Origin of the sequence: Streptomyces sp. NPDC012637, assembly GCF_042954805.1 — a bacterium.
In the GTDB taxonomy this organism is placed as follows: Bacteria; Actinomycetota; Actinomycetes; order Streptomycetales; family Streptomycetaceae; genus Streptomyces.
Window position 1 is genome coordinate 856,844 of the sequence record NZ_JBIBDS010000001.1, and the last position, 19,516, is coordinate 876,359.

General features: G+C 70.1%; 24 protein-coding genes. 12 read left to right on the top strand and 12 right to left on the bottom strand.

The features are described 5' to 3' along the window. Positions 1 to 169: 169 nt before the first annotated feature. The 10 genes from ACFY8W_RS03850 to ACFY8W_RS03895 all read right to left on the bottom strand — a co-directional run bounded on the left by ACFY8W_RS03850 (position 170) and on the right by ACFY8W_RS03895 (position 7,151). Positions 170 to 655, bottom strand: a complete 486-nt coding sequence (locus ACFY8W_RS03850) for a GNAT family N-acetyltransferase (protein WP_391099816.1) — start codon at positions 653 to 655, stop codon at positions 170 to 172. Further along, positions 652 to 1,542 (bottom strand): protein kinase, encoded by an 891-nt coding sequence (locus ACFY8W_RS03855; protein WP_391099819.1) that lies wholly within the window; start codon positions 1,540 to 1,542, stop codon positions 652 to 654. The genes ACFY8W_RS03850 and ACFY8W_RS03855 overlap by 4 nt, the downstream gene beginning before the upstream one ends. Further along, positions 1,458 to 2,156 carry a DUF6875 domain-containing protein gene (locus tag ACFY8W_RS03860; protein WP_391099822.1) on the bottom strand — a complete coding sequence of 233 codons (699 nt, stop codon included), beginning with the start codon at positions 2,154 to 2,156 and terminating at the stop codon, positions 1,458 to 1,460. The genes ACFY8W_RS03855 and ACFY8W_RS03860 overlap by 85 nt, the downstream gene beginning before the upstream one ends. Beyond that, positions 2,153 to 2,554, bottom strand: coding sequence for a hypothetical protein (locus ACFY8W_RS03865; RefSeq protein WP_391099825.1), 402 nt, complete (start codon positions 2,552 to 2,554; stop codon positions 2,153 to 2,155). Before ACFY8W_RS03865 ends, ACFY8W_RS03860 begins: the two co-directional genes overlap by 4 nt. A 117-nt stretch (positions 2,555 to 2,671) precedes the next feature. Beyond that, positions 2,672 to 2,812 (bottom strand): hypothetical protein, encoded by a 141-nt coding sequence (locus ACFY8W_RS03870; protein WP_391099828.1) that lies wholly within the window; start codon positions 2,810 to 2,812, stop codon positions 2,672 to 2,674. A gap of 332 nt (positions 2,813 to 3,144) precedes the next feature. Next, positions 3,145 to 3,993, bottom strand: a complete 849-nt coding sequence (locus ACFY8W_RS03875; RefSeq protein ID WP_391099831.1) for a Scr1 family TA system antitoxin-like transcriptional regulator — start codon at positions 3,991 to 3,993, stop codon at positions 3,145 to 3,147. 31 nt (positions 3,994 to 4,024) lie between these two features. Then, on the bottom strand, positions 4,025 to 4,537 hold the full coding sequence (locus tag ACFY8W_RS03880) for a DUF6879 family protein (RefSeq protein ID WP_391099834.1): 513 nt from the start codon (positions 4,535 to 4,537) through the stop codon (positions 4,025 to 4,027). Then, entirely contained in the window at positions 4,488 to 4,868 is a 381-nt protein-coding gene (locus tag ACFY8W_RS03885; RefSeq protein WP_391099836.1) for a hypothetical protein, read from the bottom strand. Before ACFY8W_RS03885 ends, ACFY8W_RS03880 begins: the two co-directional genes overlap by 50 nt. A 63-nt stretch (positions 4,869 to 4,931) precedes the next feature. Then, a complete protein-coding gene (locus tag ACFY8W_RS03890) occupies positions 4,932 to 5,834 on the bottom strand; it encodes a phosphotransferase (protein WP_391099839.1) in 903 nt (300 codons plus the stop codon). A gap of 33 nt (positions 5,835 to 5,867) precedes the next feature. Continuing rightward, a complete protein-coding gene (locus ACFY8W_RS03895) occupies positions 5,868 to 7,151 on the bottom strand; it encodes a helix-turn-helix domain-containing protein (RefSeq protein ID WP_391099842.1) in 1,284 nt (427 codons plus the stop codon). A gap of 538 nt (positions 7,152 to 7,689) precedes the next feature. Between ACFY8W_RS03895 and ACFY8W_RS03900 the strand changes: the two genes are divergently transcribed. The 12 genes from ACFY8W_RS03900 to ACFY8W_RS03955 all read left to right on the top strand — a co-directional run bounded on the left by ACFY8W_RS03900 (position 7,690) and on the right by ACFY8W_RS03955 (position 17,223). After that, positions 7,690 to 8,121 (top strand): ATP-binding protein, encoded by a 432-nt coding sequence (locus ACFY8W_RS03900; RefSeq protein ID WP_391099845.1) that lies wholly within the window; start codon positions 7,690 to 7,692, stop codon positions 8,119 to 8,121. Next, positions 8,118 to 8,672, top strand: coding sequence for an AAA family ATPase (locus ACFY8W_RS03905; protein ID WP_391099848.1), 555 nt, complete (start codon positions 8,118 to 8,120; stop codon positions 8,670 to 8,672). The genes ACFY8W_RS03900 and ACFY8W_RS03905 overlap by 4 nt, the downstream gene beginning before the upstream one ends. Before the next feature lie 100 nt (positions 8,673 to 8,772). Then, the gene (locus ACFY8W_RS03910; RefSeq protein WP_391099851.1) at positions 8,773 to 9,237 is read left to right on the top strand and encodes an ATP-binding protein; all 465 of its coding nucleotides are present in this window, start codon (positions 8,773 to 8,775) and stop codon (positions 9,235 to 9,237) included. Continuing rightward, positions 9,231 to 9,671, top strand: a complete 441-nt coding sequence (locus tag ACFY8W_RS03915) for a hypothetical protein (protein ID WP_391099854.1) — start codon at positions 9,231 to 9,233, stop codon at positions 9,669 to 9,671. The genes ACFY8W_RS03910 and ACFY8W_RS03915 overlap by 7 nt, the downstream gene beginning before the upstream one ends. A gap of 261 nt (positions 9,672 to 9,932) precedes the next feature. After that, positions 9,933 to 10,259, top strand: a complete 327-nt coding sequence (locus tag ACFY8W_RS03920; protein WP_391099857.1) for a hypothetical protein — start codon at positions 9,933 to 9,935, stop codon at positions 10,257 to 10,259. 83 nt (positions 10,260 to 10,342) lie between these two features. Continuing rightward, positions 10,343 to 10,540, top strand: coding sequence for a DUF5999 family protein (locus ACFY8W_RS03925; RefSeq protein ID WP_391099860.1), 198 nt, complete (start codon positions 10,343 to 10,345; stop codon positions 10,538 to 10,540). Then, positions 10,537 to 12,444: a glycoside hydrolase family 15 protein gene (locus tag ACFY8W_RS03930; RefSeq protein ID WP_391099863.1), complete on the top strand. Its 1,908-nt coding sequence runs from the start codon at positions 10,537 to 10,539 to the stop codon at positions 12,442 to 12,444. The genes ACFY8W_RS03925 and ACFY8W_RS03930 overlap by 4 nt, the downstream gene beginning before the upstream one ends. Further along, complete coding sequence (locus tag ACFY8W_RS03935) at positions 12,441 to 13,379, top strand: helix-turn-helix domain-containing protein (protein WP_391099866.1); 939 nt, start codon at positions 12,441 to 12,443, stop codon at positions 13,377 to 13,379. Before ACFY8W_RS03930 ends, ACFY8W_RS03935 begins: the two co-directional genes overlap by 4 nt. After that, positions 13,376 to 13,981, top strand: coding sequence for a DNA-binding protein (locus tag ACFY8W_RS03940; RefSeq protein WP_391099869.1), 606 nt, complete (start codon positions 13,376 to 13,378; stop codon positions 13,979 to 13,981). Before ACFY8W_RS03935 ends, ACFY8W_RS03940 begins: the two co-directional genes overlap by 4 nt. Before the next feature lie 207 nt (positions 13,982 to 14,188). Then, positions 14,189 to 14,791 carry a DUF6624 domain-containing protein gene (locus tag ACFY8W_RS03945; protein WP_391099872.1) on the top strand — a complete coding sequence of 201 codons (603 nt, stop codon included), beginning with the start codon at positions 14,189 to 14,191 and terminating at the stop codon, positions 14,789 to 14,791. Between the two features lie 273 nt (positions 14,792 to 15,064). Then, on the top strand, positions 15,065 to 16,384 hold the full coding sequence (locus tag ACFY8W_RS03950; RefSeq protein ID WP_391099875.1) for a transcriptional regulator: 1,320 nt from the start codon (positions 15,065 to 15,067) through the stop codon (positions 16,382 to 16,384). Positions 16,385 to 16,524: 140 nt separating this feature from the next. Next, positions 16,525 to 17,223 carry a HEPN domain-containing protein gene (locus tag ACFY8W_RS03955; RefSeq protein WP_391099878.1) on the top strand — a complete coding sequence of 233 codons (699 nt, stop codon included), beginning with the start codon at positions 16,525 to 16,527 and terminating at the stop codon, positions 17,221 to 17,223. A 419-nt stretch (positions 17,224 to 17,642) separates the two neighbouring features. On the opposite strand, the gene ACFY8W_RS03960 is transcribed toward ACFY8W_RS03955, so the two are convergent. Both ACFY8W_RS03960 and ACFY8W_RS03965 read right to left on the bottom strand, forming a co-directional pair. Further along, positions 17,643 to 18,233 (bottom strand): nitroreductase family protein, encoded by a 591-nt coding sequence (locus ACFY8W_RS03960; RefSeq protein WP_391099881.1) that lies wholly within the window; start codon positions 18,231 to 18,233, stop codon positions 17,643 to 17,645. Further along, complete coding sequence (locus tag ACFY8W_RS03965) at positions 18,230 to 19,510, bottom strand: cation:proton antiporter (RefSeq protein ID WP_391099883.1); 1,281 nt, start codon at positions 19,508 to 19,510, stop codon at positions 18,230 to 18,232. Before ACFY8W_RS03965 ends, ACFY8W_RS03960 begins: the two co-directional genes overlap by 4 nt. Between the last annotated feature and the right edge of the window lie 6 nt (positions 19,511 to 19,516).

The following is a 19,516-nucleotide window of genomic DNA, read 5'->3' on the forward strand; positions in this document are numbered from 1 at the left end:
CTGAACCAGGCTTCCTTACCGTACGGGTCAGCTGACTTGGAGCACTGCTCGGGCCCTTGCGTCGAGTTCGGCCCTCGGGCTTCCGCCCCGGTTGCGGAACGGGCTCAGGGCACGTGGCATCTGCACGACGGTCTCCCGAGCGCGGCCGGACTGTACTCCGGTCATCGCATCAAGCGCAGATCTCGTAGACCGGGTACGGCACGATGACTCGGTACTTGCCGGGCAGGTCGACGGTGCCGGATCGGGCGAACCCGGCCTTGGAGAGGACGCGGCCGGAGGCTGGGTTATGGGGATGGTGCTTGGCCTCCAGGCGTTCCAGGCCGGCGGCAGTGAACGCAAAGGCGACGATCTGGGTCACGGCTTCGGTGGCGTAGCCGTTGCCCCATGTGTCTTCGCGGAGGATGTAACTCAGCGTGCCGATGCCCCGCTGGGGGACACGCAAGGAGACGAGGCCCACGAGGTCCTGCGCGTGCAGGATGCCGAAGTCCCAGCGGGAGCGAGGCTCCTCGCGGGCCGCCGTCAGGGCGCGGTCGACGCGCTCGCGCGCCTGCACGGCAGAATACGGACGAGTGTGGGTGAAGCGGATGGACGCGCCGCTGTAGATGCGCTGGACGGCCAGGGCGTCGTCCAGCGTCAATTCTCGGAGGGTGATCACCTGCTGGCGAGCATGTCGGCGACGACAGCGGCCGTCGGGCGGTCTTCTGGGGCGGGGGCAAGGCAGGCGGTGACCACTTCCTCGAACTCGGGGAACGGCCACGGCCGGAACTCGGGGACCGGGAGCGTGCTGCCCTTAGCTACGGCCCGCAGCTTCTCCGACCGGTCCACGGTGTCGTCGTAGGCGACCGGACGGTGGCCGGTCCAGCACCAGAACAGGGACGCGCCCAGGCCCCAAACGTCCGCGGGCGGCTCGGCCTGGACGTGGGTGTCGGCCGGGGTGGCGAGGACGGCGGCGGCGATCTCCGGGGCGGTGGTGTGGGTGAGGGCGCCCCGGTACGGGAGGCGGGCGTCGTCACCGGGGCCGCACGCGAGGGCATAGTCAATGAGTACGGCGCGGCCGTCCGCCACGAGGGTGTTGGTGGGCTGGACATCGGCGTGGGCCCAGCCGGCAGCGTGCATCCGAGCAAGGCTGGCGGCCCAGGTGCGGGCAATTCCGAGCAGCCATGGACGCACGGAGCGCCGGTCGCCTTCGGGTCCGCGGGCGGGGGCGAGCGTGCGCCACAGCGGGGTGCCGTCACACCACCGGACGGCGATCCACCGGCCGCCGTCCCAGATGCCGGCGTCGATCCGGTAGCCGGGGCTGAGCGCGCCCGCGGCGATGAGGCGGGTGAGGTGGTTGTCCTCCTGGGCGATCTCGGCGGCCTTGTCGCGGGCGGTCTCGTCGTCGGGGTTGTTCGCCTTGAGGGCGACGGCGCCGCGCGGGCCGTGGACCTCCCAGGCGCGAGAGCCGCGTCGGTCGCTCAGGAGCCGGGTCGTATAGGGCTGACCCACGTGGTCCTGGAGGTGGGCGAGGGCTTCGCCGGGGGGAGGTGGCGTTTCGACCATGAGCGGATTTCCGTCCAGTCGTAGGAGAGGTGCTGAAAGACGTCGCGGCCATCGTCGTCAGCCACCGCGAGCGCGGCGGCCAGCTCGGGTGTCGTGTGGAGGAACTGCGGGTCGCGCCGGCGGACCGCGGCCCGTACCGGGAGGAACGAGACCGGAGAGACGGGGGTACGCTCGCCGGACCGGGCACGCTCATCCTCCCCCGCGTAGAACTTGCCGAACATGATCCCGACGGGCGCGTAAAGGTGCCGAAGGGCCCAGTACGGCCACGCCATCAGGTCCCGATGCCGCACTCCCGGAACGTCGCCCAGGAGGACGATGTTCTCGCAACGCAGGGCGCCTTGGGGGCGGCGGATCAGGGGCCGCAGCCACTCGGCCGCCTGTCCTCCCGCGTGGAAGAGCTCGGCCTCGACGGCGTCGGCGTCGGCGTCGGCGCGGTAGACGGTCCAGGTGGTGAGGCCGCGCTGCAGCGAGGGGGCCAGGTAGGGGCAATGCGCGGTCATCCGCTCGGCGTACTCGGCGATGTTCACGGTGGCCGGCCGGGTGGAGCTGGCCTCGACGAGGCGGAGCGCCCCGGCGGTCGGCCGGGGCGCTCCGTCGATGCGGATGAGGGTCACCGAGTGGCCGGTACGGCTTCGTCGTCGCCGTCTCCGCTGGTCGGGGAGCAGTCCCACTCGGCCACGACAGTGCCGGTGTCCCGGTATCGGGCGAGCGCGGCCTCGTCGAGTACGCCCTCGGCGTCGGTGAACCAGATCTCGGGCAGCGGCCCGTACGCCTCCTTGTAGGCGGCCACCCAGGCGATCGGGCCGGAGCCCTTCACCTCGCGGTGGCCCAGGACGATCCCGGCGTGCTCGGTGCTGAAGGTGGCGTACTCGGGGGTGGCGAGCAGCTTGTGCCACTCGGCGTCCACGGCCGGGGAGAACATCTCGGCGGGGCTCTCGCCGGTGTCGTACCGCTGCTTGGCGACAGCCAGGAAGCGGCCGAGCTCTCGGCGTTCGACGCTGGTCGTGCTCACGGTGGTGCTCCTCTCGATCGTGCTTCGAGTGGTGCTCGGTGGTCCCGCTGCCGGTGCCGGTGTACTGGGCACGCCGGGGCGGAAGTCCTTGAACGGGCCGACGAACCGGCCCCGGCGTCACTGCGGTTGGATGGGGCTCGGGGAAGGCGCGAGCCGGATGTTGTCGACGGCCGCCGTCCACTCGACGCCGGAGACCGGGCGGATATGCGCGACCCGCACCGTCCCCCCGCTGCTCTCCTCGTGAACGATCGCGGTCAACGTGCCCTCGGCTCCTCTGGCCACGTCCCGGACCCTCATGGTCAGCCACGGGTGGCCGTCCTCGTGGAAGAACGACCCGACCGTCGCGCTCGTGCTGGGAGCTCCGCACGGCGCGGAGTCGGCGGCCGGACTGGGCCCCGAAGCGCTTCGGGGGCGGGGCGCGGTCATCGGCTCCTCCTCAGTGGACGCAGCGGGCCGCGGTGCGTCGGGCGGGACGCGGCCCGGCCCGCTGCTCGGGGGCTACCCAGCAGCCCTTCGGCCTCGGGTGGCGACCACCACGCTAGGAACGGCCCGGGCGCGGGCTCAACGAAGTTGCCAGTTCTTGCCGAGATTCATCCGAGCGCGTCGATCGCGCCCAAAATCAGGGCGCGAGCCTCCGGACCGTGGACTGCCATGGCCGCCAGTTGAGCGAAGGCGCGGTTGTAGTCGGAGATCTCGCTGGGTTGGGTGATCCGCAGATAGCCGGAGGTCAGCTCGACAGCCACCTCGGCCTCGTCGAACATGTAGAAGTCCTCCGCGGGCAGCGTCGTGCGGCCGGCCCCGATCGGAATGATGCCGAGGCTGACGTACGGCCTGGCGCTGACAGAGATCAGGCGGTCGAGCTGCGCGGCCATCGCCTCGGCGTCACACACAGCGGCCCGCAGGACGTACTCCTCGATCACCAGTCCGAACTCGTGGCGCCCGGAGAACAGGGCCCTCTGCCTCGCCACGCGGGCCTGCACGGCCTCGTCCACGTCGTCCACGGCAACGCTTCGGTCGCGCTGGATCGAGCGCAGGACGGCAGCGGTGTACTGGCGGGTCTGCACCATCCCGGGCAGCACCCGGCTCGCGTACACCCGGAACAACCGGGTGCGCTCATAGAGTGTGGCGACGGAATCCTGGGCGGCCCGGAGCCCGTTGCCTTCCATCTGCCGCCACTCGGTGTACATCGACTCGACGGCCCGGGCGGCGGCAATCAAGTCAGGAATCTGCTCCTCGGCCCCGCACGCGGTGCACCACGCCCTGATGTCGGCCTCGGACGGGGGCCGCGACGCGCTCTGGATGCGGCTGGTCTTGGACGCACCCCATCCGCACCGGACGGACAACCCCTCCCCTGACAGCCCAGCATCCTTCCGGATGTTCATCAGGCGGCGGGCAAGGGCCTTGCGCGCCTCGGTGACGCTGGACGACGGAGACGACATGCTGACTGTCCGGTGACGTGGGGCTGACGAGCTAGACCGTGTACTCCTTGTGCGGGATGGCTCGCTCCCAGACGGCCTCGAAGGCCGTGACCACCATCTTTACGGTGTCGGGGTCCTCGGTGAACTCGTGGCCCGCCCATTCGCCGGCGCCGGTGAACCAGTGGAACAGGACACGCTCACCGTCGATCAGCCACAGGTCGTTGCCCGGCAGAGCGAGGTCGGAGGCGAGCCGGCGCGGCAGCCAGCGGACGGATTCACCGGAGGCGATGTTGTGCGGGCCGGTCAGCGCGTGCTCCCACCGGATGTAGTCGGTCACCGGCTCCGAGACGACCCGCGCCCGGCGCACGGTCACCCCGCGGGCGACGGTCTCCTCGACGAGCGCACGCCACTCCCCGTACGCGGCGGGTAGCTCGATCTCGCGGCCTTCCCGCCATGCCGCGAAAGCCTCGTCCTCCATGTAGGAGTCGCGCATCTCCAGGTGGACCGCCGAGCGCTCAGCGCTCCTCAGCAGCGCGGTGAAGTCCGGCACGTCGTTCTGCGGCATCGCACGCCTCCCTCAGGAACGGGATCATCCGGGACGGGATACGCACCACGCCCTCGTGATCGGGTATACCGATGGGCCCACCGGGCACCCATTCGGTTTCGCCGATCTCGACCTTCATCTCAGGGTCCGGGAGCCAGCCCTGGATGACGATCTCGTCCTTCTCGGTCTCGACCCACACCGTCGGGGAGCCCCCGTTGGGCGAGTTCGGATCTTTTCCGACGAACTCTAGAGCCATGATTCCCTCCCGCAGCAAGCCAGTTGCCAACTCTTGCGCACACTTCCGCTGCGAGGAGACGTGGTCAAGGCCGATCGGCACGATTGGCGCGATCACGCTCGCAGCTCTGCGAGATCCGTGGCACGGCGACCGTAGCAAGAACGCGTGCAGTCGACACCGCTAGAGGATGTTCCAACGGAGCTGCCCATCCCGCCTTCTGAGCCCAGCGACTCGACGCTGGATCTCGCTCAAGGACCCGGGAGCTGACCGGACTTTTCTGGCGTTCGTGGTGATCATACGGAGTTCTCGGATATCACGCAGAACAGGGTAGCTAGGGCATTCCGTAACGTCCCACCCGTAGGCGTTCGCGAAGGCTCCGTAGTGGGCTTGGCCGTAACCGAATCTCCGACAGTGGACCTCGACTGTGACAAGGTCCCACTCAGGCTGGCCTTGGGCAATCGTGTCCCAGTCACACAGCACGGCGGACCCGTTGGTCGTGTGCAGCGCGTTGCGGTGCTGCGGGTCCCCCTGTATCAGTCCAGCGGCAAGGGAGAAGCGGACATCCCGCAGTTCGCCTTCAAGGCGGTCCACTTCATCCTCCATGTAGCGGATCTCCTCTGCGGGGAGGCATGTGATCGAAGCCAGGGAGCGGCGGATTGCACGGATGTTGTCGTGCTCGGCAAGGGCAATCGGGGGTGCGGGCAGCGCGTGGAGCGCCTTGAGGGGCCCGGCAAGCTGCTCGGCCGCCACAGGGTGCTCAGGCTGCGGCAGGTAGGTCCAGAAGGTGACCGCGTGTCCGTCCACGACGAGCGGCTGGTCGCACGGGTGAAGTGGAACCGTGGGAAAGCCTGCTTCGATGAGCCACCGCACGAAGGTGACCGTGCGCGCCACACTCTCGACGGCGGTGCCCTTTCGGGCGATCTTGGCCACCACCTGCTCCTTCTCGAGGAGAAGGACCGCATTTGTGTGCCCGCGAAGGAGACGGGCGTCACGGCCGTCAAGGCCGGCCTTCGCACATGCGCCTTCCAGTACCTGGTACATCTCGAACTCGTCGAACCCACCGGGGGCCGGCGTGATTGTCATGTGGCACAGGCTCCCCGACAAGTGCCCGTCCTGTCACATCCGGCCTGGCGGAAGCTCGATAATCTCAAGAAGCTCGCGTGCTGCTCGGCTTGTCCGTATCGACGACGGAAGGACCTCCACGACCTCGCGGGCTCTTTCCTCCACGATGGGTGTGCGGTGGGCGGGGTCCATCCGCAGGAAGGTGGCGCCGGCCAGCTGGCACGCTTCGCCAGGGCTTCGGTCCCGCGCGTAGCAGATAGCCGCTTCGAGTCGGAGGAGAGCAGGATCGATACCGGTTTTGTCCCGGTAGAGAACGAGCGCTTGCTCCTGGACTTGACGTGCTTCGCGCGTGTGCCCGAGAGCCGTCAGCGTCCCGCTCTTATAGAGCAGGTAGCGGCGCTCCGGAAATGCGAAGGCATCGTCCGCCGAGTCCCCGCCGAACTGTTCGAACACCTTCGTCGCGTAGCGCAATGCGGCTTCGGCCTCGGCATCGGCGCCCAGCTTGGCCAGGGCCCGAGCCTCTGCTGCGGCCGCGAAGGCGTGGGTGGCGCTGGTTCGTGCTCGGCTGCTGATCGCCCTGGCCTCCCGGCACAGATTCACCGCGTTGGCGATCGGACCATAGTAGAAGGGCAGCATCGCGGCCTGAGCCCTGACGCGCGCTCGAAGCTCTGCGTTTCCGCTGTCGTCCGCAGCGGTACGCGCTGTGGCGTACCAAGATCGCGACCGCGTGAGGTCTCCGAGCTTCATGAGCGCGTCGGCAGTCAGAGTGGAGAGCATCGCCGTCAGCTCCGAGAGCCGAACCTGGACGGCAGCGGGCTGTCGGCATGCGGCCAACCCCTCGACCTCGGCAAGGAGGTCCAGAAGGCGGGTGAGCATCAGGGCCGGCGGGGTGGAGATGTACTCCTGGCTGGCCCAAAGGACCATCTCGTCGATGTGGTCCAGCTGGCTGGAGTTGACCGTCGCGGAGGCGAGGGTCCGGTCTACCGCACGACGCGCGGCGTCGACCCTGTCCGAGAGGTGCTCGGCAGCCGTCGGGATCCGCTCGCCGATGACGGACATGGGGATGACCTCGGCTCGGTGCCCATGCCTGGGCTCCGCCCGGAGGATGACTCCGGCGACCGCCTCGGTCTCGTCCAGACCTAGATCACGGGGAGAGCAGCCGTAGAAGGCGGCCAGCACGAGCACGGTGGTGCGGAGCGGTTGATGTCCTCCCGTCTCCCAGAGCCGCAGCTGTTCCACGGTGACCCGGGGGGCCCTGTCCCGGTCAGAGACGAGCTGGCGAATCTGGTCCGCTGCCTCGGCAAGGGTGAGGCCCCTGGCCAGACGCTGCGCGCGCAAGAGGGAGACGGAACAGTGCGCTTGAATCGTGCGGGCGATCTCGTCGGTTGAGTGTCCACGTTCGGCACCGCTCTCGCGTAACCGCTTTGCACAGGACGGACCATGAGGTGCAGGACCACGTCGCATGAAGTCGATTCCCTTCGAACTCGCCCATCAGCGTAGTGACATGCTGTCCGCTCCGTGTCAAGAAAACGTGGCTCCGTCGAACACGGCGCTGGAAATACGTGAAGCGTCACGCAAGCTCGTCACGTTTACGTGAGCCGTCACGGTTGCCGCCCCTGGTCCACGAGGGCAACTCTTGCCCTCCTCGGGCTTCCCGAGAACACACGCCGCTCGCCGGCCACGACACCTGACGGTTCTGGCCCGTGAGCCCGCGGGTGCCGCCGCGCTCCGCACATCGGCCGACGGCACCCGCCATCCAGGATTGGGGGTGCGCTCAATGACAACGACTCGGAGGACAGGGCAGTTCCTCTCTGCCCTGGCGCACGGTGTCGAGGCGGAACTGACTACGATCCGGCTCGCGAACTCGGAACAGGCCGTGCCCCTGTCGCGGCACTTCCTCCAGCACCAGCTGAACGCCTGGGGGTTCACCCGTAAAGACGAGCTGACGGACCGCGTCCTCCTCGCGGCCAGCGAGCTGGTTACAAACTCCGTGCTTCATGGCCGCACGCGGCCCGTCGGCGAACCCGAGATGATCGGGCTCGTGCTCTCCGTCAAGCCTAGTGCGGCCCTCGGCATCCTGGTGACCGACAACTCGCCGGACGTCCCAATACAGATCATCCGGCCCACCGCCACGGGGGACGGACATAGTCTCCGGCTCGTCTCCGCGATCGCCGACCACTGGACGGCCGCCCCGGCGACGCGCAACGGCACGGTCGTCGGCAAGGGCGTATGGGCCTTCTTCGGCTGGCCCGACGAGGCAGACCGTGAGCACGAGGCCCTTCGCTGCACCCCCTTGGAGGTGCGGTGATCGTCGCCATCGGCGGTCGTCCGCAGTCGGGGAAGTCGAAACTGGCGGGGCATCTCGCGGTTGCTCTCGACGGCGTCCTGCTCGACCTCGCCCAACTTCGAACCGCGCTGTTCCCGACGGCCCTCACCGCGTCGCGTGAGCAGGCCGCCCGACTCTACGAGTGGTTGTTGCAGGCTGCTGTGTGGAATCTCCACCAGCGCCCCGCTGCCCCCGTGGTCCTCGACGCTCACCCACTCACGCACGCCCGCGATGTGCGAGCGCTCCGGCATCTCGCCGCCGGAATAGGTCACCGCCTGCACGTCATCGAATGTGTGCGCGCAGCCCACCAAGCCGATCACGAGCCGCCCGGGGATACCCACAGCGCGGTTCTGGATCCGAAGATCGTGGTGGACACCCGCAAGCCCCTGGCTGACTGCATCACCGAGATTCTTCACGACCTCGCCCGTTCACCTGCAACTGAGCGGGTCTCGCACGTGCCGCCCTTCCCCGCCGCCGAGCCCATCCGTCACGGCTCGCACCTACCGCTGCTCGCCACACGGCGAACCGAATAGCGGTCCCCCGTCGGCCGCCAGACCGCGGCCAAGGACTGAGCCGTGCCCACCCTGCTCACGACGACCACTGCCGTCGCCTCGTACGCCTGAGGAGCCCCCTATGGCACATGAGCACTTCCCCCGGACCCCCGGACGTCCGCCGTCGCACGCCGAACCGCTGTGGAACACCGTCGAGGTGTTCTTGCCCAGCTCGCCACCGTACATCGGAATGTCGCGCCGGATCGCGGCTGGCGCCATGGAGCGTTGGGACGGCATCCCCCCGGAGGTGGCGGCCGACACGGTCCTCATCGTGTCGGAGCTGATGACGAACGCCGTCCAGCACGGGGGCGGAACCGACACCCCGCAGGCCGTGGGCCTGCGCATCGAGCACAGCGATGGCCAGTTGCTGGTCGAGGTCACCGACAGCAGCTCGAAGCCGGCCAGGCTCAAGAGCGCAGGGGTGCAGGCGACGAACGGCAGAGGTCTTCAGCTCGTGGAGAAGTTGGCCACCGCCTGGGGCACCAGCAACACGAACCGCACCACCTGGGCCCGTGTCGCGACAGAGCCGCAGGAGCTGGCGTGCTGATCGCCCGTGGCGACCAGGCCACCTTGGAAAGGCTCCAGGGTTCCCTCGCAAGATCCGTAGCACACGAGGGCATCGACGACGGGCTGATCTCCGTCCTCAACGAGATCCTGGACGGCACGCTTCCGTCGTCGCCGCCGAGCGGACGCGGTGTTCGGCCCGTCCGCTGGCTGCTCCGATCCCGTCGGCCCCCGTGCGACATGGAACCCATGCCGATCTCTGGCGAGGACGCGGCTCGGCTGGTCGTCCGGCTGCAGCGCGCCACGCCGCAGGTGATCGCCCTAACCTCGTTGCGTTCGGCCCCCGCCGCCGACATCGCTCGTCTGCGTGCCCTGCACGAAGCGAAGCCGAAAGGCATGGAACTGCTTCGGTACCTGCGGCTGTTCGCCTTGGCTCTGCTCACCGTGCTCGACGTGGTGTGCGAGGACGACGCATGACGCCTCCTTCGCACCGCTCCTTGCCCACAAGCCGTCCTCCCCGCCGCCGTACTCAAGGCGTGGCCGGGAGGACTACCAACCACAACCGGCCCACGACCGCCGCCTGAGGCGCTGCCTGGCGACTTGCTGCCGATCCGCCCTCGCGGACGGCCGGCTCTTCCGTCCCAAGTCCCCTCCGCCGGGCCCACCCGGAGAAGCGATCCCCCGTGCGAATCCGGCACCCCTCGGCGGAGGGCCATCAACTGCGAAGGAGGTTCACAGGTGAACCCGATCTCTCTGCTGATCGGGCACGGCGGCCTGGAACGCCAGGGCAGCAGATGGCGAATCGACCGCGTCTACGTGAGCCCGGAGCTCGCCCCGACGATCACGGACGTCCAGGTGGGCGACGCCGACACCGTCGGAGCACTCTCCGACCACCTCCGGGTGCTGCTCACCCTGGACCCGGACAAGGTACGGGCGCTGGTCCGGCCGCGGCTCAGTCACGGCCGGGGCGAGCTGACCATGCCCACACCCCGGACCACCGCCGAAGAGGCGGTGACCCGCGACCGACGCGCGGGTCGTGTTCCTGCCGGGCGGGCGGCTTCCTGACCGTCTTCCTGGCTCTTGCCTGCTCCTTGTCCCCATCGCCGCGGGTCATTTCCGCTTGCCCCGCCTTCTCCAAGGACCTCTCCATGTGTAAACACCGCCCGACGTGCCCGAGTTCTGTGTCTCCTGACCGTGAGGCCGCTCGCCTCACCGTTCACCACCCCGAGCAGGGGTGGAGCCTGCTGTGCAACGGGGTGCTGCTCTTCGAGGACACCGGTGAGCTGCTTCCCAACGGCGAGATCGTCGCCCCGCATCGCGTCCTGCCGCTGGCGGTGGCTGCGTGATCGGCATCCCTTCCCCGCGTACCTCCGCGCAAGGCATCCGCGCCCTATCGCAGGTTGGCCGCATCGAGGACCTCGCCTACGTCTCCGACCTGCGTTCGGGCGCGCTGGTCGACCAGGACGGCAGCATCAGCTGGATGTGCTGGCCGCGCTTCGACTCGTCGGCGCACTTTGCCTCGCTGCTGGGCACGGAGAAGCACGGCGTTTGGCGTGTCGGCCCCGCCGGGCCGAGCGGGCGGCCGTCGGCGCCGGCCGACCGGCGGCGCTACACCGATGGCACCCTCATCTTGGAGTCCTCCTGGATCACCCCCGACGGCACTGCTCAGCTCGTGGACTTCATGCCGGTAACGGGCGACGACGACGTCCTGCGTCTGGTCCGGATCGTCCGGGGTGTCAGCGGCAGGGTGCCGATACGGTCCACGCTGCGGGCACGCCCCGGCTACGGCCGACCCCGGCAGGCCCCCGGCCGGTCGCAGGTTCACGCGTCCGGCCGGCTCTCCGTCGCCGACCAGGGCGACGGACGGCTGTGGCTCGACACACAGGCCCCGAACCGGATGGACGGCTCCGACATCGTGTCCGAGTTCACCGTGTCGGAAGGCGAGGAAGTGACCTTCGTCCTGTCGTGGCAGCGCGGGCGCGACGAACCGCCGCCGACGCCGACCCCGACCGGACTGCTGAAGGCCACCCGGGACTTCTGGGTGGCCTGGGCTGGCCGGTCCACATACTCGGGCCCTCACTGGGACGCGGTCGAGCAGTCGCTGATCACGCTGAAGGCCCTCCAGTACCAGCCGACCGGAGCCTTCGTGGCCGCGGCGACGACGTCGCTGCCCGAGGAGATCGGCGGCAGCAGGCAGTGGGACTACCGGTTCTGCTGGCCTCGCGACTCCGCCATGACCATCGAAGCCCTCATGTCCTGCGGATACAAGGAAGAGGCGCGGGCCTGGGTCCGCTGGCTAAGCTCGGCGATCGCAGGCCGGCCGGAGACCATGCAGGCCATCTACCGGGTCGACGGCGCCAGGGAGATGCCCGAGACCGAACTCTGCTGGCTGCCGGGCTTCGAGGGCTCCGCCCCCGTCCGTACGGGGAACGGCGCGGCCGGACAACTCCAGCTGGACGTGTACGGCGAGATCGTCGGCGCCCTGTACGCGGCGCAGGAGCACGATCCCGAGCTCACGCCGGTCGTGGCCCCTCTCATCGTCGACCTGGTCGCGTGCCTGGAGCAGCTGTGGGAGCAGCCGGACGAGGGGATCTGGGAGGTTCGCGGGCCACGCCGGCACTTCACACACTCCAAGGTGATGGCGTGGCTCGCGGTCGACCGGGCCGTCCGGCTCATCGAGGCCGGCCGCGCCGAGGGACCCGTGAAGCGTTGGCGCGAGCTGCGCGACGCGATCCACCGGCAGGTCTGCGAGCGCGGGTACGACGAGGAGCGCAACACCTTCACCCAGTCGTACGGCTCAACGGAGCTGGACGCCTCCCTACTCCAGATCGTTACCTCCGGCTTCCTCCCTCCAGAGGACAAGCGGATCGTCGGCACGGTGGAGGCGGTCCAGCGCGAGCTGTCCACGCAGGGAGGCTTCCTGCTGCGCTACCGCACCGACGGCCAGAAGCCAGGCGTCGACGGACTGACGGGCGACGAGGGCACCTTCATCATCTGCCTTGCCTGGCTGATCGCCGCGCTCGCCGCGATCGGCCGCGTAGACGAAGCCGAGATCCACCTGGGCGTCCTGATGGGCATCCGCAGCGACCTCGGCCTCCTCGCCGAGGAGTGGGACCCCTACGCCTGCCGCCAGCTCGGCAACACCCCCCAGGCGTTCTCCCACGTCGGAATCATTCAGGCCGTTCTGGCCGTCACCGCAGCCCGTACCACGGGCAACAGCCAGCTCACCGGCAAGGCGGCCAGGGCATGACGCGCGCCGAGCAGAACCGCCACCTGGGCCACACCGCCGTCCGCCGGCACACGACCCGCCCGCCCGTCCCCCGGGCCGGGGCCCGCGATCCGCTCGTCCCGGCCGAGTGGCAGGTCGAGGTACTTGTCCGCTGGCTGGCCGACGAAGTACACGCCGGGGTCTACGCCTCGGAGGGCGGCTTGCCCGAGACCGGCGTGGTGGCACGCCTCTTCGAGATCGACTACCCGCTCGCCGACGAGGCCATCCGTCACCTCGCCGAGCAGGGCTACATCTCCACCGACCGCCGGGTCGCCTCAACCGTGTCCCCTTGGTACAGCGACATGCCCGTGGCTGCCCCACTTGAGGAAGCCCTCGACCGCGCACTGGTCGTGGCCGCCGCAGCGGACGCACTGATGAGCTGGCGCCGGCACGAGGCCCGTACCCCCCGTGCACTCGACGCGCAGCTGGCCCAACTGCGCACGATCCTACGAACCTTGACCGCAGCGCTCTCGGGCGAACCGTCACAGCACCCGACCCTGGCCCTTGCCCGAGCCCGGTTCCTTGCCGTGGTTCCCAGCCCGTTTCCCGCCTGGGCCCGGCCCTGGCACATCGCCTGGCTAGGGCTGGCCACCCTGGTCCTGCTGGAAGCCCACCCCGAGCTGCTCGCCCACCTGGAGCCCAAGGAGGGATTCGCCTTCGCGAGTCCACCGCCCGAGTGCCTGACCTCCGGACGGCGCCTTACCGACTCCGCCAAACGCGAGGCGGCCGGCACATGGCTGGCCACGCACTACCAGGCCGGCGCCTCCATCCCCGCCCTCGCCAAGGCCGCTCGGCGCTCCTACGGCCTCATTCACGCCCTCCTGGCCGAGGCCGGAACCGACTTCCGCCCTCGTGGCGGCCCGAACCGCCGCCGGCAGAGCGCCGACCTCACCGACAGGCAGCTGGAATCCTCATGACCGAGACATCCAAGACATCCCTTCTGATCCCCTCGCTCCGCCGCGTCGCCGAGCACCTCGTGCGCAACGCCGCCAACGCGGACATCGCCGTCGCCGAGGGGCTGTCGGCCTCGACGGTCCACGCGTACGCGAAGGACATCCGCCAGCACCTCGGCCTGCCGCCCAGAGCGAGCCGGGCCGTCATCGCGCACGCCTTGCTGGGACGCGGCGAGGCTACGGCGCCCGAGCCCGGAAGGCCGGCACCGGTGCTCACCGCGGACGACGAGCTGCTCCTTCGGGCCATCGGCACGCGGTCCCGGCAGGCCGACATCGCGCTCGCTGCGAGGATCGCCCCCGCCGACCTGCGCACCAAGACGGAGTCGCTCCTGTCCACGACCGGTGCCACCGACCCGGTGCATCTGATCGGTCTCGCCCACGCCTGGGGGCTCCTGGAGCCTTCGGGCGGGGACCGGGCCGAAGCCGACCACGACCAACTCGCGCCGCCTGGCGAGGCAGAACAATCCCCCGCCCGACCCGACGGCCGCACCCACACCGCCCGTACGCCTCAGCCGGGGCTGGCAGCGCGGCATCTGAGCCGCAGCCCACGGAGGACCTCCCCGTGAGAGGCCAGCCAACTCCGGTCCCTGGGTTCGCGATGGCCCGCCCGGATCATCTGTCCGCCGAAGAGCAGCCGTCGATCGCGACAGCCAACGCCACGGCCGCAGCTGATCCCGCTGTCCACGCACCGACCGCCCCCAGCGGTTCCGGCACTGCCACGTTGCGTACAGCCCCCATCACTTTCGCCTCACATCGCCCCGAAGGATGGCCCCGTGAAACCCCTGCTCGCGCCTCCCGGCGCCGTCGGCAGGTCGGGCGAGGCCCGGCCGCCAACCCACCCCGACATCGCCCAGGACCTGGTCAGCCGCGTGACCGACGCGCAAAGGACCTGGAGAGCCCCCGCACATCAGCGTGGCGTCCTGGACGACGCCAAGCCCGCCGCCCAGGACGCGCAGGCCCTGCGCCGGATCATCGAACGGCTGGGCGGATGGCCCGGACGGTCCCTGGTCGGCGACGCCGCGTGCGAGGCCGCACTGGTGATCGCCCTGAACAGCGACCACGACCTGAACTTCCAGATCACCCTGCTCCGTTCGCTCCACGCCGCCGTGCGTATGGGCGATGCCACCACCGCGCAATGGGCCCGCCTGTACGACCGGTGCCTGGTGAGAAGCGGCCAGCCGCAGCAGTACGGCACGCAGTACCAGCTGCACGATGAGCAGATCGAGATGTGCCCGGTGGCCGACCCCGAGGCTCTCGACACGCGCCGGGCCCATGTCGGACTGCCTCCCCACCATGATCGGCGCGCCGCCCTGGAGCGCCGCCACTGCCTGCCTGACGCACCGACCGTGGTCCTGAGTAGCAGTCGCGCAGCTTGAGGGACGGGTCCGCTGCGGCGCCCCAGCGGTGGCATACGGCCGGGCGCCCGTCACCCGCGGTCGTGCGCGCCGAGCTCGTCCCCCGGAGGCCGCCAGCCTCCATCCCATCGACCACCTCCTGTCTCCCGGAGCACCCTCTATGACAGCGGTACCCGAGATCCACACCCGTCCGCCCGGTCTCTTAGGCGGCCGGGTAGTGAGGTGGTCCCCCGTTCGCCGCCCGACCGCCATGGACGGGGGCGCGACGGTCACCCAGATCCCGGAGGCAGCCGCATGAACGGGTCGCCGTCAGTTCGCGGCGCCTCACAGCGGAACAGGGACCTCGAGCAGATCGTGCTGGATGAGCTCAAGTGGTCGATGTCGGGGTTCGCCAAGCGGATCCGCGAGCATTGCGCGGCCTCCGGCCATCCCCGGTCGGTGAGCACGAGCACGGTGTCGCGGTGGTGCGCGGGGGCGCAGCCGGGCCCGGAACTGGCGGCTGCGGCGTGCCACGTACTGAGCCGGGCGTGCAAGCGCCAGGTGACCCCTGAGAGCCTGGGATGGTCGTCCGAGGACACGGATGTCGCCGAGCAAGCGCTCCAGTACGGCGACCTGAGACACGCGGTGCGGATGCTGCGGCGGCTGTGGCAGATGGACGCCGTGCCCAGGAGCGCGGCGGTGCGGAGGTTGCCGTTTGCCTCGACGCCCTCCGCGGTCGAGGCCCTGGTCATGCTGCCCGACACGGAGATCGCCGGGCGCGGACAGCGGCGGGTGACCGTGGCGGACATCGAGCTGCTGGACGCGCACACCGACCTGTACGGCAGGACGGACGCCCGGCACGGAGGCGGGCAGTTCCGCTCCGTGTTCGCCGCCTTCCTCGCCGCCCACGCCGTTCCGCTTCTCGAAGGGGGTTTCAACGCCGGGCGTGGCCGGCTGCTGTACGGCAGCGTCGCCGACGCGGTGCTCGCGCTGGCGAGCATGGCCTACGACGACCAGCTTCCGGGCCTGGCTCAGCGCTACGACCTGCAGGCGATGCGGCTGGCGCAGGCGATCGGGGATCGCGGCCGACTGGCGCGCGGCTGCATTCATCAGGCCCGGCTGGCGGCGGTACGGGGCGACGGCCGGGAGGTGCTGACCCACGCCCGCAGCGCGGTGGTCGCGGCGACAGGCGCGCCGGCGCTGGTGCGGGCCTACGTCGCGGTGACGGAGGCGAGGGCGTGGGCCTACAACGGTGACGGCGCGCAGTGCCAGGCGGCGGTGGAGCGGGCGCGTGCCGCGTTCGACCGGGCAGGGCGCGGGTCGGACCCGAGGTGGCTGGCGTGGCTGGACCGCCCGGAGTTGGAGGGGCAGGCCGCGTGGGCGCTGGCCATGGCCGGGCTGGCCGACGAGGGCGAGCAGGCTCTGAAGGTGGCGATGGGCCTGTCGCCGGAGCGTACGCGCGACAGTGTGGAGCTGTTGATCACCGGTGCGGAGCTGGCGCGGCTGCGTGGTGACCGGGCGGAGTTGGAGGAGTCGCTGGCGAAGGCGAAGACGGCTGCTCAGCACCTCAAGAGTCGGCGCTTGGCGCGGCGCCTGGCCGACGCCGCCGAGGGGGGACCGCTCCGCGCCTTCTGACCCCGGGCAGGCCGGACCGGCGGGGTGAACCGGAAACCGACGGGTTCCTGAATTCTGGAAGGACTCACGCGGCGAACCCGTAGGGTTGTCCGGGGTCAGGAGCCTATAGGCCCTCGGGTTCAGAGGTCAGGAGTTGGTCGATGCCGACAGCTTTCGGGACTGCTCACCGGAGTCTTCTCGATGAGGCGGTTCCTGATATCGAGCGCTTGATCGAGTTCCATGAGAAGGAGACGGGGTCGGCCAGAGGCCGGCGGCGCCCGGAAATCCAAGTGGTTAGCCGATCGGCTGTGGTCTTGGCGTGCGCCTCGTGGGAGGCGTTCTGCGAGGACCTGGCCGCAGAGGCGTTGAACCACCTGGCAGAGCACGCGACGACAGCCGCCGACCTGCCCACCGAGGTGAAGAAGACCCTCAAGAAGTCTCTCCTAGGTGAGCCTCACGAGCTCGCCATTTGGAATCTGGCTGACGATGGGTGGCGGGCCGCCCTGCGTGACCGAGCAGTCCAGTTGGCCAAGGACGACGACCGCAGCTTGAACACCCCGAAGCCAGACCCGGTCAAGGGGTTCTTCCTCCAGAACGTCGGGATCGACGACATCACCGCAACATGGAAGTGGCACAAGAACTCGCCTGAACGAACCCGCCAGTTGCTGCTCGACTTCGTCGTGTTGCGGGGGTCGATCGCTCATCGCCGTTCGCCGAAGGGAGGCGTCCTCAAGACGGACGCGACCAAGGGGCTGAACCTGATTCAGAGGCTGGCCGAGAAGAGCGCCGAGGCCGTGAGCGCGCATCTGAAGAAGCACACAGGAGTGGCACTTCCCGAACTCCAGGAACCCGGGCTATGACCGGCCCGGTTCCGCCGCTCGTCATGGGCTGATGGGGTCGGCCCGATTGGCGGGGTGGGCCGCGTAGACGTATCTGGTCGCGGTCTCGTTGGAGAGTCCGAAGACGCGCACCATCGGACAGGGTCGGTCAGGGAGAAGGTCAGCTGCCGCGGGCGTCCCGGCGGCAGGTGGCCGCGCTTAGCCTCGGACCACATCCACTCCTCGTCCTGGCCCGCGCGATCTGTGCCCCCTGACCGCCCTGCGCCCAACGGGAGGCACCGCGGGTGCCTCCCGAACTCGGGTTCTGGCGTACAAAGCCACACGTTCGTGTGGATCGTCCTCGCAGAGCTACAACCAGCACGAACAGCGTGTATGTACGCGCGAGGTCTGTACAGGCACCCGTCGGATCTCCAGTGGTCAGTGGATCACGGAGGCGGGGGTCAGAGGGCAGTGTCGCCGAGCCAGCTGAGCTTGGAGCGGACATCGGCAGCGGCACGGGGTTGGGGCGCCTCGCCGGGAACGGGGGTGCCGACGTACAGGTATCCCAGCAGTTGTTCGCCGTCGCCAATGCCGAGCTGCTTGCGAACCTGTGGCGCGTCCGGGCAGGGCCCGCCGAACCAGACACCGCCCCAGCCGCGGGCGTCGAGAAGCAGCAGCAGGGTGGTGGCCATCGCGGACGTCGCAGCCAGCTGCTCCCAGCGTGGGATGGTCGGATGGTCACGGGGCTGGAAGACGACGGCAAGCATCAGCGGCGCGCGCAGGTGCTTGGCGGCGACCCTCTCGGCAAGGCCGGCGGTGGGCGCGGCCGCAGCGGCGGCTTCACCGAGCCGGGCTCGGGCGTCGCCGCAGATCGCGATTACCCGCCAGGGGCGCAGCTGGCCGTGGTCGGGCGCGGTGGCCGCGGCCGCCAGCAGGTCGAGGAGTTCGTCCGGGCCCGGGGCGGGCTCGGTGAGGCGGATGGTGCTGCGCCGGGCGCGGATCGCCGTCTCGACGATGCCCGCGGCGGCCCGTGCGGCGGGGACAGTGGTCATCGGGCCGCTCCCGGGTTTCCGGGCAGGACGGCGACCGGCTTGCCGGCAGGGGCCGTGGCGGTGAGGTCGGGGGCGTTGCGGGTGAGACGGTCGAGCAGCGGCGCGGTGGCGGCGGTGGTCACGACGGCCATGACGACCATCATCGTGAACAGGTTCGTGGAGATGACGCCGAGCTGGAGGCCGATGCCGAGGACGACGATCTCGGTGATTCCGCGGCAGTTCATCAAGGTGCCCATCAGCGCCGACCACCGCCAGTCACAGCCGGCGAGCCGGGCTGCCCCGGCGGCGCCGACCCACTTACCCGTCACGGCGACGGCCAGAACGAGCGCGGCCCACCCCCACTGGCCGGCCGGGAGTGCAGCGAGGTCCGTGTGCAGGCCGATGTCGACGAAGAAGAGCGGCAGCAGCACGGGGACGACCACCGCCTGGAGGCGGGCGGCGCTGCGTTCGACGGCCGGTACCCCGCGCGGCACGGTCGCGCCCACCAGGAACGCGCCGATCGCGGGGTGGACACCGATCCGGTCGGTGGCATATGCGGCCAGGAGCAGCCCGGTGACCAGCAGCACCGTCACCAAGTCGTCGGAGGTGCGGGCGGCGCGCTCCAGCGTCCGCCTCGCGACGGGGCGCGCCGCTGCGAGGGCGGCCATGAGCGCGACCGCCAGGGCGAGGGCAGTGAGCGCATCCAGTGGGGAACCGGCGGTGGCCAGGGAGGTGACGGCGATGAGCAGGCACCAGGCGAGGGCGTCGTCTGCGGCGGCGCACGCGAGCGCGAAGGTGCCCAGGCGGGTGGTGGCCAGGCCCCTGTCGGTGAGGATCCGCGCGAGGACGGGGAAGGCGGTGATGGACAGCGCGGTGCCGACGAACAACACGAACGGCAGCTGCTGCACTCCGGGCGGTGCGAGGGCCGGGTACATGGCGAGCGCGAGAGCGGCCCCGAGCGCGAGGGGCAGCAGGATGCTGCCCGCAGCGACGGAGGCGACGGCGCGGCGGGTGGCGCGCAAGGAGCCCAGGTCGAGTTCGAGGCCGATGAGGAACAGGAAGACGAGCAGGGCGAGGTTGCCGAGCAGGGAGGTGTAGGGCAAGACGGCGGGCGGCAGCAGGAAGTGCTGGAGGCCGGGGGCGAGCCAGCCGAGAAAGGAGGGGCCGAGGAGGATGCCGACGGCCATCTCGCCGATGACGGGCGGCTGGCCGAGGCGGCGGGCGGCCCAGCCGCCGGCCTGACAGGCCAGCACCACGGCGGGGACGGCGACAAGGACAAGTGAGAGGGGACTGGACAACGCAGG